At 63.1% G+C, this 13,738-nt stretch carries 15 protein-coding genes; 8 read left to right on the plus strand and 7 right to left on the minus strand.

Annotation, left to right across the window (positions count from 1 at the left end; translation table 11 throughout):
* Positions 1-21: 21 nt before the first annotated feature.
* Positions 22-456 carry a potassium channel family protein gene (locus NDO55_RS08560; RefSeq protein ID WP_252114308.1) on the plus strand — a complete coding sequence of 145 codons (435 nt, stop codon included), beginning with the start codon at positions 22-24 and terminating at the stop codon, positions 454-456.
* Between the two features lie 10 nt (positions 457-466).
* Here the strand turns inward: NDO55_RS08560 and NDO55_RS08565 are convergent, their stop codons facing one another.
* The 3 genes from NDO55_RS08565 to NDO55_RS08575 all read right to left on the minus strand — a co-directional run bounded on the left by NDO55_RS08565 (position 467) and on the right by NDO55_RS08575 (position 2,824).
* Entirely contained in the window at positions 467-1,039 is a 573-nt protein-coding gene (locus tag NDO55_RS08565) for a hypothetical protein (protein WP_252114310.1), read from the minus strand.
* Positions 1,040-1,146: 107 nt separating this feature from the next.
* Positions 1,147-2,076 (minus strand): electron transfer flavoprotein subunit alpha/FixB family protein, encoded by a 930-nt coding sequence (locus tag NDO55_RS08570; RefSeq protein ID WP_252114312.1) that lies wholly within the window; start codon positions 2,074-2,076, stop codon positions 1,147-1,149.
* Between the two features lies 1 nt (position 2,077).
* Positions 2,078-2,824: an electron transfer flavoprotein subunit beta/FixA family protein gene (locus tag NDO55_RS08575; RefSeq protein ID WP_252114314.1), complete on the minus strand. Its 747-nt coding sequence runs from the start codon at positions 2,822-2,824 to the stop codon at positions 2,078-2,080.
* Between the two features lie 125 nt (positions 2,825-2,949).
* On the opposite strand from NDO55_RS08575, the gene NDO55_RS08580 reads away from it, so the two are divergent.
* Entirely contained in the window at positions 2,950-3,576 is a 627-nt protein-coding gene (locus tag NDO55_RS08580) for an exopolysaccharide biosynthesis protein (protein WP_252114316.1), read from the plus strand.
* 58 nt (positions 3,577-3,634) lie between these two features.
* Here NDO55_RS08580 and sucC read toward each other — a convergent pair whose 3' ends face one another.
* Positions 3,635-4,831 carry an ADP-forming succinate--CoA ligase subunit beta gene (gene sucC, locus NDO55_RS08585; protein ID WP_252114318.1) on the minus strand — a complete coding sequence of 399 codons (1,197 nt, stop codon included), beginning with the start codon at positions 4,829-4,831 and terminating at the stop codon, positions 3,635-3,637.
* Between the two features lie 99 nt (positions 4,832-4,930).
* Here sucC and dinB point away from each other — a divergent pair, with 99 nt between their 5' ends.
* The 4 genes from dinB (at position 4,931) to NDO55_RS08605 (ending at position 8,433) form a co-directional block, all read left to right on the plus strand.
* Entirely contained in the window at positions 4,931-6,034 is a 1,104-nt protein-coding gene (dinB, locus tag NDO55_RS08590; RefSeq protein WP_425276886.1) for a DNA polymerase IV, read from the plus strand.
* A gap of 168 nt (positions 6,035-6,202) precedes the next feature.
* Positions 6,203-6,736, plus strand: a complete 534-nt coding sequence (locus tag NDO55_RS08595) for a CarD family transcriptional regulator (RefSeq protein ID WP_252114320.1) — start codon at positions 6,203-6,205, stop codon at positions 6,734-6,736.
* Positions 6,737-6,937: 201 nt separating this feature from the next.
* A complete protein-coding gene (locus tag NDO55_RS08600; RefSeq protein WP_252114322.1) occupies positions 6,938-7,672 on the plus strand; it encodes a head GIN domain-containing protein in 735 nt (244 codons plus the stop codon).
* A gap of 53 nt (positions 7,673-7,725) precedes the next feature.
* Positions 7,726-8,433, plus strand: coding sequence for a GIN domain-containing protein (locus NDO55_RS08605; RefSeq protein ID WP_252114324.1), 708 nt, complete (start codon positions 7,726-7,728; stop codon positions 8,431-8,433).
* Here NDO55_RS08605 and NDO55_RS08610 read toward each other — a convergent pair.
* The gene (locus tag NDO55_RS08610; protein ID WP_252114326.1) at positions 8,430-8,834 is read right to left on the minus strand and encodes a DUF1489 family protein; all 405 of its coding nucleotides are present in this window, start codon (positions 8,832-8,834) and stop codon (positions 8,430-8,432) included. The genes NDO55_RS08605 and NDO55_RS08610 overlap by 4 nt on opposite strands.
* A 39-nt stretch (positions 8,835-8,873) precedes the next feature.
* On the minus strand, positions 8,874-10,259 hold the full coding sequence (mgtE, locus tag NDO55_RS08615; protein WP_252114328.1) for a magnesium transporter: 1,386 nt from the start codon (positions 10,257-10,259) through the stop codon (positions 8,874-8,876).
* Between the two features lie 143 nt (positions 10,260-10,402).
* Between mgtE and NDO55_RS08620 the strand changes: the two genes are divergently transcribed.
* Positions 10,403-11,932 carry an amidohydrolase family protein gene (locus NDO55_RS08620; protein WP_252114330.1) on the plus strand — a complete coding sequence of 510 codons (1,530 nt, stop codon included), beginning with the start codon at positions 10,403-10,405 and terminating at the stop codon, positions 11,930-11,932.
* Positions 11,933-12,010: 78 nt separating this feature from the next.
* Positions 12,011-12,460, plus strand: a complete 450-nt coding sequence (locus NDO55_RS08625) for a peptidylprolyl isomerase (RefSeq protein WP_252114332.1) — start codon at positions 12,011-12,013, stop codon at positions 12,458-12,460.
* Here NDO55_RS08625 and NDO55_RS08630 read toward each other — a convergent pair.
* On the minus strand, positions 12,457-13,722 hold the full coding sequence (locus NDO55_RS08630; RefSeq protein WP_252114334.1) for a DUF418 domain-containing protein: 1,266 nt from the start codon (positions 13,720-13,722) through the stop codon (positions 12,457-12,459). The two genes, NDO55_RS08625 and NDO55_RS08630, sit on opposite strands and share 4 nt — an antisense overlap.
* Positions 13,723-13,738 lie beyond the last annotated feature (16 nt).

Here is a 13,738-nt window from a genome sequence, read left to right on the forward strand (position 1 = left end):
CGACATTGCGATGACAGTGGCATGTGGATCGAATTCATCCTCACCAGCATCGCGCTCATCGGGCTTTGCACGATCATCCATTACGAGGCGCTACGCTTTGCGCTGGCTCGCTTCGGGAAGGTGGGCACGCATCACCGTATGCGCATCGTCGGCGTGATTCTCGTCGCTTTCGGATCGCACCTTGCGCATGTCATCCTCTACGCGCTTGCCTTCTTCTTCCTAGAGCGAATGCAGGGCTTCGGCAGCATTTCCGGCGGCCAAGCACGCGACTTTGCCGACGCCCTCTATTTCTCGGTGACGAGCTACACGACCATGGGCTTTGCCGACCTGTTCCCGACCGGAACACTGCGTTTGCTGTCCGGCCTTGAGGCGCTGGTCGGTCTCGTGATGGTGGCCTGGACCGCCTCGATCACCTTTCTCGCCATGCAAAAAAGTATCGAGGCGCAGGACGACTGATCGGAGCCTGTCACTCGGCGAGCGGCGGCACATCCATTTGGGCGCGTTCGCGATCCGTCAGCACCGATGCATCAGCCTCATAGAGACCCATCACGCCATCTTGCTGACGCGACTGCGTGCCGTAGATTTGGGGGCGTTCGATGGTCATGAGATAGCGATCGAGGCTGGCCGCCGCGATCCAGTCGGCACGCTCATGGCCCAGCTTCATGGCGACCATGGCGGCATGATGGGCGCGCAGAAAATGTTCGGGCTCGCTACCGTGCTGGAAGATGAAGGCGGCGTGATAATAATCGTTGCCGGTTTCGAGCGCGCCCGTCTCGAACAATTCGGCAGTGCGCGCGAAGCGGCGCTCGTCACCCTCGTTCATCTCGATCGCGAGATCGCTGGGGATACGGATCGACCCGTCGTCGGTCGGCACCATCGCTTTCATGAGCCGCATGCGGATTTCCTGGTCGGCCTCGAACATGGCGGTCATTTCCGCATTGTCGGCCTGGGCTTCCTCGGCGGCATCCTGCGCCATCGCGGCGGTCGGCAGCACCGGCATGGCGGCGCCCAGCGCCAATGCAGTCATCAACACTTTCATGTCTTTTCCCCACTCGGTGATTACATCTGTAACCAGAAATGGAAGTGGGGGCGCCGCCATCAAGCCGCGCCCCCACCAATCAACCGTTATTTCCGACGAACGGTCGGCTAGAGCTTCTCGGTCAGCTCCGGCACCGCCTGGAAGAGGTCGGCGACCAGGCCGATATCGGCGACCTGGAAGATCGGCGCTTCCTCATCCTTGTTGATGGCGACGATGACTTTGGAGTCCTTCATGCCGGCAAGGTGCTGGATCGCACCCGAAATGCCGATGGCGATGTAGACTTCAGGCGCAACGATTTTGCCGGTCTGGCCTACCTGGTAGTCGTTGGGCGCATAGCCCGCATCGACCGCAGCGCGCGAAGCGCCGACCGCCGCACCGAGCTTGTCCGCCAGCGGGTCGAGCAGCTTGTGGAAGTCGTCCGACGAACCGAAGGCACGGCCACCCGAGACGATCACGCCTGCACTAGTAAGCTCGGGGCGATCGCCTTCGCTCAATTCGGCCGAGACGAAGCTCGACTTGGGGCTGTCGGCACCGGCGTCGATAGTCTCGATCGCGCCCGAACCGCCTTCCGCAGCCGCCTTGTCGAAGGCAGTGCCGCGCACGGTGATGACCTTCTTGGCATCCGACGACTGGACGGTTGCGATGGCGTTGCCGGCATAAATGGGCCGGGTGAACGTATCTTCGCTCTCGACCGAGATGATGTCGCTGACCTGCGCGACGTCGAGCTTGGCGGCGACGCGCGGGGCGACATTCTTGCCGGTCGTGGTGGCCGGCGCGAGGAAGGCGTCATGATGACCCATCTGATCGATGATGATCGGCGCGACGTCTTCTGCCAGCTGGTGTTCGAGATGCGCGGCGTCGGCGACATGGACCTTGCCCACGCCATCGATCTTCGCAGCCGCTTCGGCAACCGCACCGACATTGCTGCCGGCGACCAGCAGGTGGACTTCGCCCAGTTTGGCAGCGGCGGTCACGGTCGAGAGAGTGGCGTCCTTCACCACCTTGCCGTCATGTTCGACGAGTACGAGCGTCTTCATCTTAGGCAACTCCCAGCGCTTTGAGTTTGGCAACCAGCTCGTCGACATTGTCGACCTTGTCCCCGGCCTCGCGCTTGGGCGGTTCGGCGACATTGGTGATGGTCAGGCGGCGCGCGACGTCGACCCCATAATCTTCGGGCGTCATGGTATCGAGCGGCTTCTTCTTCGCCTTCATGATGTTGGGCAACGAGGCATAGCGCGGCTCGTTCAAACGAAGGTCGGTGGTGACGATGGCGGGAAGCTGGAGCTTCACCGTCTCCAGACCGCCATCGACTTCGCGCGTTACGTCGACGCTGCCGTCGCCCGGCTCCACCTTCGAGGCAAACGTACCCTGCGGCCAGTCCAGAAGCGCGGCGAGCATCTGGCCCGTCGCATTGCTGTCGTCATCGATCGCCTGCTTGCCGAGGATGACCATGTCGGGACCCTCGTCCGCGACGACCTTTTCGAGCAGCTTGGCAACGCCCAGCGGTTCGACGTCCTCGTCGGTCTGGATGAGGATGGCGCGGTCGGCGCCCATGGCGAGCGCGGTGCGCAGCGTTTCCTGCGCCTTGGCGGGACCGACCGAGACCGCGACGATCTCTTCGGCTTTGCCCGCTTCCTTGAGGCGGATGGCTTCTTCGACGGCGATCTCGTCAAAGGGGTTCATCGACATTTTGACGTTGGCGAGGTCGACCCCGCTTCCGTCCATCTTGACCCGTGGTTTGACGTTATAGTCGATCACCCGTTTGACGGCGACGAGCAGTTTCATCTGCTGATTTCTCCTGACAGAATGTTGGGTGCGATATGCTTGTCAAATGAGCGCGCGTCAAATGGGTGAAGTTCCGTAGCGGCAGAACAGCGCAACATTTGCGACCAACCGCCGTTTTCTCTTGCATGGGAAAGCATGAAGGCGATGGCGAACTCGGCGAAGTTCACTCGGTTGGCGAGATTGTCGAGGGTCTCGAACAGATCGGGGAAGAGAAGGATTGCGTCTCGGTGGGCGATGTCGCCGATGCATTCGGAACGCGCACCTTCGCGCCCTTCCTGATCGTTCCGGCGCTGCTCGAGATCACCCCGCTGGGCGCGGTGCCCGGCGTGCCCAGCATCCTGGCCGCGACCATCGCCTTGTTCGCCGTGCAGATGCTGATCGGGCAGGACCATATCTGGATCCCGGAATTTCTCGAGAAACGCCGGGTGTCGGGCAGCAAGCTGCATGACAGCGCGGAAAAGGCCGAGGGCGTCGCGAACAAGATGGACGGCTGGTTCCACAAGCGCCTGCAGCCGCTCACCCGCGGCATCTTCATCAAGCTCGCTGCGCTCGTGATCCTGGCGCTGTGCGCCGCAGTGCCGTTCCTGGAGGTGCTGCCCTTCGCGAGCAGCGGCCCGATGCTGGCGATCATCTTCATCGGCCTCGCACTATTGGTGCGCGACGGCCTGCTGCTGGTGGTCAGCGTTTTGGTCGGCGTCGCCGCCGTCGGCTTCGGCCTCAGTCAGCTGCTGATGGGCGGCGGAGGGGGCTAGCCCCTCCACCCGCGGCAGTTAAGCCGAGAGGCCGCGCAAACAGCCCCCGGCTCTTCGCTTAAGCGGCCTCTTTGACCTGCGCGACGATCTTCTTGGCGGCGTCGCCAAGATCGTCGGCGGCGATGATTGGCAGGCCCGAATTGGCCAGCACGTCCTTGCCTTCCTGGACCTTGGTGCCTTCGAGACGGACGACCAACGGCACGTCGAGCTCGACTTCCTTGGCCGCCGCGACGATGCCTTCGGCGATCGTGTCGCAGCGCATGATGCCGCCGAAGATATTGACCAGCACGCCCTTCACGGCGGGGTCCGACAGGATGATCTTGAAGGCTGCGGTGACCTTTTCCTTCGACGCGCCGCCACCGACATCGAGGAAGTTGGCGGGGAACGCACCATTCAGCTTGATGATGTCCATCGTCGCCATGGCAAGGCCCGCGCCGTTGACCATGCAGCCAATGTCGCCATCCAGCTTGATGTAGGCGAGGTCATATTTGGACGCCTCGACTTCCATCGGGTCTTCTTCGGTGAGGTCGCGCAGTTCTTCGATGTCGGGGTGACGGAACATGGCATTGCCGTCGAAGCCGACCTTGGCGTCGAGGACGAGCAGGTCGTCGCCCGACACGGCGAGCGGGTTGATCTCGATCTGGCTCGCATCGGTGCCGAGGAAGGCCTTGTAGAGCGAGGCAGTAACCTTGGCAGCCTGCTTGGCGAGGTCGCCAGTGAGGCCGAGCGCATTGGTGACGCTGCGGCCATGGTGCGGCATCAGGCCGGTTGCGGGATCGACGGTGAAGGTGTGCACCTTTTCCGGCGTGTCATGCGCGACCTGTTCGATGTCCATGCCGCCTTCGGGCGAGGCGACGATGGCGATGCGGCCCGACGCGCGGTCGACCAGCAGCGCCAGGTAGAATTCCTTGTCGATGTCGACGCCGTCGGTGACGTAGAGGCGCTGGACTTCCTTGCCCTCGTCGCCGGTCTGGATCGTCACCAGCGTGTTGCCGAGCATGTCCTTGGCATGCGCTTCGACTTCCTCGATCGACTTGGCGAGGCGGACACCGCCCTTCGAACCTTCCGGCAGCTCCTTGAAGGTGCCCTTGCCGCGGCCGCCGGCATGAATCTGCGCCTTCACCACCCAGAGCGGCCCGGGCAGCTTCTTGGCGGCCTCGACGGCTTCCTCGACGCTCATCGCGGCATGGCCGGCGGGAACGGGGGCGCCGAACTTCGCAAGCAGTTCCTTGGCCTGATATTCATGGATGTTCATGGGGACGGATCCTTGGATTTGGAATCGTGTGAAAGAGTCGCGTGCGCCTAAAGCATATCGTGGTGACGAGGAAAAGCCGCTTGGGCTAGAAATGCTCTGGTGAACGACGAATCCGACCTTCCAGAGCCGGGCGCAGACGGGCGCAAGATCATCCATGTCGACATGGATGCCTTCTTCGCCAGCGTCGAACAGCGCGACAATCCCGAGCTTCGCGGCAAGCCCGTCGCGGTCGGCGGCGCGTCGGGCCGCGGCGTCGTGGCGGCGGCTAGCTACGAGGCGCGCGAATATGGCGTGCGCTCGGCCATGCCCAGCGTGACGGCCAAGCGCAAATGCCCCGACCTCATCTTCGTGAAGAGCCGTTTCGACGTCTATCGCGAGGTCAGCCGCCAGATCCGCGACATCTTCGCCATCCATGCCAGCGAGGTGCAGCCCCTCTCCCTCGACGAGGCATTCCTCGACGTCACCGACGATCCGCACGGGCTCGGCAGCGCGCGGGCCATCGCCGAGGATATCCGCGCCTGCATCAAGGCCGAGACGCAGCTCACCGCCAGCGCGGGGGTCAGCTATTGCAAGTTCATCGCCAAGCTGGCGAGCGACCAGAACAAACCGGACGGCCTGTGCGTCATCACCCCTGCAAAGGGCCCTGCCTTCGTCCAGACCCTCCCGGTGCGCCGCTTCCATGGCGTCGGACCCAAGACGGCAGAGAAGATGAACCGGCTGGGTATCGAGACCGGCGCCGACCTTGCCCGATGGCCATTGGAAGAGCTGCGCGCACGCTTCGGGTCGAGCGCCGAATGGTATTACCGGATCGCCCGCGGCATCGACGAGCGGCCGGTCAAGTCGGACCGCGTGCGCAAGAGCTGCAGCGCCGAGCGCACCTTCGGCCAGGATGTCACCGACCCCGACGCGCTGCGCGCCGAACTGGAGCGCGTATCCACCATTTCATGGGAGCGAATCGAGCGCTCCAAGTTTATCGGGCGCACCGTGACGCTGAAGGTGAAATATGCCGATTTCACCCTCATCACCCGCTCCAAAAGCTTCACCGAACCGGTGCGCGATGCGGAAACCTTTCACGAAGCGGGGCGTTCGCTGCTCAATGCCTTGTTTCCATTGGAAAAAGGCGTGCGTCTTCTGGGAATGGGCCTCCATTCCCCTGTCGAGCAGCAGAAAGGTAGTCCCAAGCAACTGGGACTCGCTTTTTAGAGAGGTTTCTGTTATATAATTGAAACAGAGCCGGCGCGGCACAAGCGTCGGCGCTTTCATGCAGGAACACCACTTCCGGCCGCATCACGACCGTCGACCCGCCTTTGGGGGGAACAGGTGACGACAGGCAAATGATCGCCGGCCGATCAGTTTTGGAGATTACCCACTATGGCGAGCAAAGCTCTCAGCTTCGATGTCGGCGATTATGTCGTGTACCCCAAACATGGCGTGGGCAAGGTCACGGAAATCCAGTCCACGGAAATTGCGGGCGCCCAGCTCGAATTGTACGTCCTGCGTTTCGAGAAAGAGAAAATGACCCTCCGCGTTCCCGTCAACAAGGCGGAATCGACCGGCATGCGCAAGCTGTCGAGCGACAAGGCCATGAAGGACGCGATGGAAACGCTGAAGTCGAAGCCCAAGGTCAAGCGCACCATGTGGTCGCGCCGCGCGCAGGAATATGAAGCCAAGATCAATTCGGGCGACCTCATCCTGATCGCCGAAGTGACCCGCGACCTGTTCCGCGCCGACGACCAGCCCGAGCAGAGCTATTCGGAGCGCCAGATCTTCGAAGCGGCTTCGAGCCGTCTCGCCCGCGAACTGGCGGCGATGGAGAAGACCGACGAGCCGACCGCGCTGAAGAAGATCATCAAGGTCCTCGACGATGCGGCCAAGATCTGGAACGCGGAGAAAGAGGAGGCCTAAGGACTTCCGGGGGAAGTCCGACGCTTCCTCTGAAGCCTAAGCCGCTTCCCGATCGACAAGATCACCAAAGGAGCCCGGCCAGTATCTGGTCGGGCTTTCTTGCATCCGCCGTTCGTCGAATAGCCAAAGCCAAGCCTTGAACCCTCCACTGCCAAGCTGTATTAAGGTCGCAATACACGTTTGCAAAAAGGGAATGGGGAAATGATCAAGCTGGCTCTTACCACCGCGACGCTGATGACCGGCGCACTGTCGGGCTGCATCAATTGGAATGACGGGGTTGAGATGCAGATCGGCAATCCCGGAGAAGAAACCGTCCAGGTCGCGGAATTCACCAAGCTCGGCGTGGCGGGCCCCTATGAAGTGATCGTCACGCAGGGCGACAGCTTCTCGGTGCAGGCGAGTGGTCCGCAGAACGTCATCGACCATACCGAGTTTCGCGTCGAAAATGGCGAGCTCAAGATCCGGACCGAACGCCCCGATGGCGATTCGATCAGCTGGGAGGGTGGCGATCCCAAGGTCACCATCACGATTACTGCACCGAGCATCGAGGCCGCCTCGATCGCGGGTTCGGGTTCGATCGACATCGACAATGTCGAGGTCACGCGCTTCTCTGGCGAGATTGCCGGCTCGGGCGACATCCGCGTCGCGCAGCTGTCGGCTGAGAATGCAAGCTTCGAGATTGCCGGCTCGGGCGATGTGCAGGCAGCGGGTACGACCCAGCGCCTCACCGTCGAGATTGCCGGGTCGGGTGCGTTCGAAAATCCCGACATGAATGCCGAAGAGGCTGACATCAGCATTGCCGGCTCGGGCGATGTGGCTGCCAATGTCACCGGCGAAGCCGACATCTCGATCGCCGGATCGGGCGACGTGAACATCACCGGCGGGGCCAAATGCTCGATCAGCAAGGTCGGCGGCGGGGACGTCGTCTGCAGCTAAATCGACGCGGCTCTTATTGAAGCCTTAACCATGTTGGGCGATGGTTCTTTTCCATGAGAACCATCGCCCTTCTGCTTTGCACGTTGCTGCTCGCCACACCTGCAGGCGCACAGCCGCGCCAGGTCGACCGCAATTACACGGTCACCGGCTATGACCGCATTCGCATCGACGGGGGGCTGAGCGTCTCGCTCGTCACCAACACGTCCCCGTTCGCCCGCGCCAGCGGCACGGCAGCCGCGCTCGACGGGCTCGATATCCGCGTCGAAGGGCGCACGCTCATCATCCGTCAGGACAGCAGCAACTGGTCCGGCTTTGCCGAGGAACGCGAAGTGCCCGTCACCATCGAGGTCGGCACGCACGAAATCGAGCAGGCCTGGGTTGTCGGTGCCGGCAGCCTCTCCATCGACCGTGTGCGCGGGCTGGAGTTTGGCGCGGCGGTCCAGGGGTCGGGGCAATTGCATATCAGTGAGCTCGACGTCGACCAGATCGACATCACGTTGAACGGCGCCGCCAGTGCGCGCCTCGGCGGCGAGGTGGAAGATGCGACGTTCCTCGTGCGCGGCGTTTCGGCGCTGCAGGCCGCCGACCTCGAAGTCACCGACTTGACGCTCGGCGTCGACGGCGCTGGCGTCGTCGTGATCGGCGAGACGCGCGAGGCCCGGATCGAAGCGATCGGACCCGGCGACATTACGATTGGTGGGCGCCCGGCCTGCACAGCACGTCTCAACGGTTCGGTGACGGTGCGCGGCTGCAGCCGCTAGATCAGCGCCAGCGAGGCCAGCTTTCCATAGAGGCGCGGGGGCAATTCGCTGATCCCGCTATCGTCGCCCTGCTCACCGGGCGCGTCTTTCTCTTCAAGATACCGCCAGCCCTGATGGGCGCGGCGCGGCATGGCGGCGCAGCCTTCCAGCTTGGCGGAAATGACAATGTCCCAGCGCCCGTCATTGCGCGGTTCGAAGCGCAGCACCTTGGACTTGGCTACCATGCGATGCTTGACGATCCAGTGCAGGCGGCCGCCATTCACGACTTCGGCATGACGGATCGGGCGGCGCTTGGTGACAATGCGCACTTCGCCGCCCTGCGCCCGCGCGGCAATCCGCTTTTCGAGCGTCGGCAACGTCTTCGCCCCGAAGGCGACCTTGGTCATGTGAACTGTCGGCACAGAACGAAAATGGCGGCCGAATGGGCCGATTTCAATACGTTACAAGAGCACCGCGCTGGCGAGGCCAAGGAAGGCGAGAAAACCCATCGTGTCGGTCACTGTCGTGACGAAGACGCTCGACGCCACTGCCGGGTCGGCCCCGAAGCGGTCGAGAATCACCGGCACCAGCACCCCGGCAAGCCCGGCCACAAGGATATTGAAGAGGATCGCCGCACCGATCACCACGCCGATCATCGGATCGAGGAAGATGGCCACGCCGATGCCGAGGATGATCGCGATCGTCACGCCGTTGAGCAGCGCCACGAAGAATTCGCGCCGGATCGCGCGGGCGCGGTTTGTCCCGGTCAGCTGGTTGGTGGCCAATGCGCGCACTGTCACGGCCAGCGCCTGTGTCCCCGCATTGCCGCCCAACGCGGCGACGATGGGCATGAGCGCCGCGAGGATCGCCAGCCGGGCGATCGTATCCTCGAACTGCGCGATGACGAAGGTCGCCAGCAGCGCAGTGCCAAGATTGGCGATGAGCCAGCGGATGCGGCCCGAATAGGCTTCGCGCACCGGCTCGTTAATGTCGCCCTCGCCCGCACCGGACAGGAGCAGCGCATCCTCGCCCGCTTCTTCCTGGATGATATGGACGATGTCATCGACCGTGATCATGCCGACCAGTCGCCCCGACGGATCGACCACGGCGGCGCTGATCAGCGCGTATTTCTGGAATTTGAGCGCCACTTCTTCCTGGTCCATGTCGACCGGGATCAGCGTCTGCTCTTCCTGCATGATATCGGCGATCGGCACCTCGCGCTTGGTGCGCAGCAGGGTCGACAATTTGGTCGTGCCGACGGGATGGTGCAGCGGCCCGACGACGAACACTTCCCAGAAGTCGTCCGCCAATTCCTCGTCGGAGCGCATATAATCGATGACCTGGCCGACATTCCAATGTTCGGGCACCGCGATGAGGTCGCGCTGCATGATGCGACCCGCGGATTCCTCGGGATAGGAGAGCGCTTCCTCGATCGCGGCGCGATCGTCAGGCTCCATGACATCGAGAATGGCGCGCTGGTCGTCATCATCGAGATCCTCGAGCAAGGCAACCGCGTCATCGGTCTCCATGTCGCCGGTCAGTTCGGCCGCCTGCTCGGGCTCCATCTCCTCGACGACGAGCTCGCGCACATGCTCGTTCATCTCGGCATAGACGTCGGCGTCGAGCAGCGAGCCCAATGCCGCGATCAGGTCGGCGCGGTCGGCCTCGGGCGCCAGTTCGACCAAGTCGGCGCGGTCGGCCGGATGGAGTTCGGCGACCAGCGAACAGGCCTCCTCGAGACGTCCTTCGCGAACGTCATCGAGCACTTCCTTGACGAAATCGGGGCGCAGCCGGTCCTCGGCGTCGTGAACCAGGTCCTCTTCGAGCGGGGGTGACGTGTCGTTCATCGAATTTCCCCCGCTACTTGTCGCCTCTCCCCCTCCTATGCGCCCCCTCGCGCCGGTGCAACCACAAGGCGAACACTATTGTGTTGTTGATATAATACAGCAATACTGCTGGCATATCGTCACGCAAGGGGGAAACCTGCACAATGAAGTCGTATCACGCGTTCGCCGTCTCGCTGGCCGCCTTGGCCGCCAGCGCCTGTTCCACCACCGACATGGCCGCGCCGCAGCCCGCCATCGCCGCTATCGAAGCCGATCTCCTGATCGCCAACGTCACGGTCATCGACCCGGAAACCGGAACGGTTTTGGCGGGGCGCGATGTGCTGGTGAAGGACGGGCGCATCCTGTCGGTGGCAACGCACGGATCGACGCCGGTTGCGGCGAGCCAGGTCATCGACGCGGCGGGGCATTATCTGATGCCCGGCCTGTTCGACATGCATAGCCATACGAGCTTTAACGGGGTGCATGAGAGCTCGCTGCTGCTGATGCATGCCAACGGCGTCACGGGGGTGCGCGAGATGGGGAGCGATTGCGGCGACGGACCGGGCGGCATGGGCATGTGCATCGACGAGATGCTCGAGGCCCGCGCCGCGATCGAGGCCGGCGATTTGGTCGGTCCGCGCCTCGTCATGCTTTCCAGCGCCAAGATCGAACAGGGCCGCGAGGAGCCGGCATCGGACCATGCGCGGATGTACGAGCCCACCAATATCGACGAAGCCGTGGCTGCCGTAGCCGCGGTGAAGGCGCGCGACGTCGAATATCTCAAGGTCAGCCAGGGCTGGGAGCCCGATGTCTTCGTCGCGTTCATGCAGGCTGCGGACGCGGCCGGCATGCGCGTGGGGGGCCATATCCCGATGGCCTTCAGCGTCGCCGAAATTTCGGAACTCGGGCTGGATTCCATCGAACATGCACGCGACCTGCCGATGGATTGCGCCACCGTGGGCGTCGAGTTTCGCGACCAGATCAAGCGCAAGCTGGCCGGCGAAGACATTCCTTGGCCCGACCGCCAGGCAATCCCCGGCCGCTCGCTCGCTGAATATGACGATGCTCTGTGCCAGGCGCAGATCCAGGCGATGGTCGATAACGACACCTATTACGTTCCGACCCATCTCACGCGCGAGATGGACTATCGTGCCGGCGAGGATGCCTATCGCGACGATCCGCGCTTTCAGTACATCCCGGTCTTCCAGCGCAATTTCTGGGGCCGCGACCTCGACCGCACCGCGCAGGCCCCGGCCGAGTTCGTCGACCAGCTTGAAGCCTTCTATTATCAGGGCCTCAAACTCACCGGCATGGCCCATGACATGGGCGTGAAGGTCATGGTCGGCACCGATGCCAACGACACGATGGTCTTCCCCGGTTTCTCGGTTCATGACGAGCTCGGCAACCTCGTTGAGGCTGGCCTCACGCCGATGGAAGCCTTGCAGGCCGCGACCAGCGTGCCCGCCGCTTATCTGGGGCGCAGCGAGGACTTTGGCGGGGTCAGCGCCGGCAAGCTCGCCGACCTCGTCCTGCTTTCGGCCAATCCCACCGAGAATATCGACCATTCCGACGCCATCGTGGCGGTCGTGCAGGGCGGGCGCGTATCCGACCGCGCGGCGCTGGACGGCTACCTCCAAGACGTGCGCGACCATGTCGCCCGGGCCGAGGCACAGGCCGCCGCAGCCAGCGAATAATCCACGGGGTGGGGCTGGCCAGCGCCGGTCCCACCTCCTACATGGCGGCAAACCTCATAGACACAGGAGCGCCGATCCATGGCCGATACACTCACCCTCAAACTCTCGACCGGCGGCGACGTCGTCATCAAGCTGCGCCCCGACCTGGCCCCTGGCCATGTCGAGCGCATCACCAAGCTCGCCAGCGACGGTTTCTATGACGGCGTGGTCTTCCACCGGGTGATCCCGGGCTTCATGGCACAGGGCGGCGACCCCACCGGCACCGGCACGGGCGGCAGCGACCTTCCCGACCTCAAGGCCGAGTTCAACAGCGAGCCGCACGTCCGCGGCACCTGCTCGATGGCCCGTACACCCGACCCGAACAGCGCCAACAGCCAGTTCTTCATCTGCTTCGACGACGCCCACTTCCTCGATGGTCAGTACACCGTCTGGGGCCAGGTCGAGAGCGGCATGGAGCATGTCGACGCGCTGCCGACCGGCGAGCCCGTCCCCAATCCCGGCAAGATCGAAAAGGCGACCGTTTCCTAAGCGGTTTGCGGCGCTGACATTGCGGCGAGGCGCATCGGCTGCGCCTTGCCGTAGGTCAGCGAACGCCACAGCCATTCCAGCGGCCCGAAACGATAGCGGGCCAGCCACCATTTCGACCACCAGACCTGCGCGATGAAGATCGCCGCGGTGATCGGGATGATGGCGACTAGGGGCACCTTGAGGATCATCCCGAAGCCCCAGCCGAAGAAGATGGTGATCGCGATGACCGACTGCAGGATGTAGTTGGTAAGCGCCATCCGTCCGATCGGCGAGAAGGTCTCGAAGAAGGCCTGCTTCCCCGCATTCCAGGCCAGCGCCGCAATGGAAGCGTAAGCCAGCGCGAGGAACGGGGCCGAGAAAACATAGGCCACCGTATTGAGTATGGGCAGCTCGGCCATGTCGGGCGCCCACAGGCCGGTCATGATCAGCGCCCTCAGGAGGGCGAAAGGCAGGCCGATGACCAAACCCCATGTCGCGACTTTCCTGAGCAGCGGCCCATAGGCGACCGGGTCGGCATGGATGCCCTTGCGCCCGACCCATAGGCCGATGAGAAACATACCCAACACCTTGGTGAAGCGCATCTGGTCGGCATAGACGACGAAGCGCAGGTAGAGCTCGATCACCGAGCTTTTGAGGTGTGTCCAATAGTCGGGAAACACCCAGAAACCGACCCCCATATAGTCCTGCTGGGTAAAGCCCAGCTGCTGCATCCATGGCGTCGCAATCGGCATCAGCGCGGCAAAGACGTTGAACCCCGCCTCGACCTTGTAGACCTCCCACCCGATCGGGATGAGCCAGCACAGGATCGCGCCGAAGATGAGCGCGCGGTTCGACAGGCCGCGTAGCGCGAGCAGCGCAAAGCCCATGACCGAATAGAGCAGCAATATGTCGCCGATCCACAAGAGGATGATGTGAAGGAGGCCGAACATCATCAGGAAACCGAGCCTTCGGGCATAGCGACCCGTCCCCTCGCCCCGCTCCTGGATGCGCTTCAATTGCAGCGCGAACCCGATGCCGAAGAGAAGCGAGAAGAGCGCGTAGAACTTGCCGTGCACGAACATCTCGAAGAAGAATTCGGTGACCGTGTCGGGCCAGCCGACCGTCACGGCGGCATCCTGTTCGGGCGTCATGTAGGGCCAGCCGATAAATTCGGTCATGTTGGCAAAGAGGATGCCGAGCAGCGCAAAGCCCCTCAGGCCATCGAGAAGGATGATGCGTTTTTTCGCATCGATCGGACCCGCAGGCATCGGCGTATCGTTCATCGGCTATGTCCCCCTG

Source organism: Sphingomicrobium sediminis (assembly GCF_023805295.1).
GTDB classification, from domain to species: domain Bacteria; phylum Pseudomonadota; class Alphaproteobacteria; order Sphingomonadales; family Sphingomonadaceae; genus Sphingomicrobium; species Sphingomicrobium sediminis.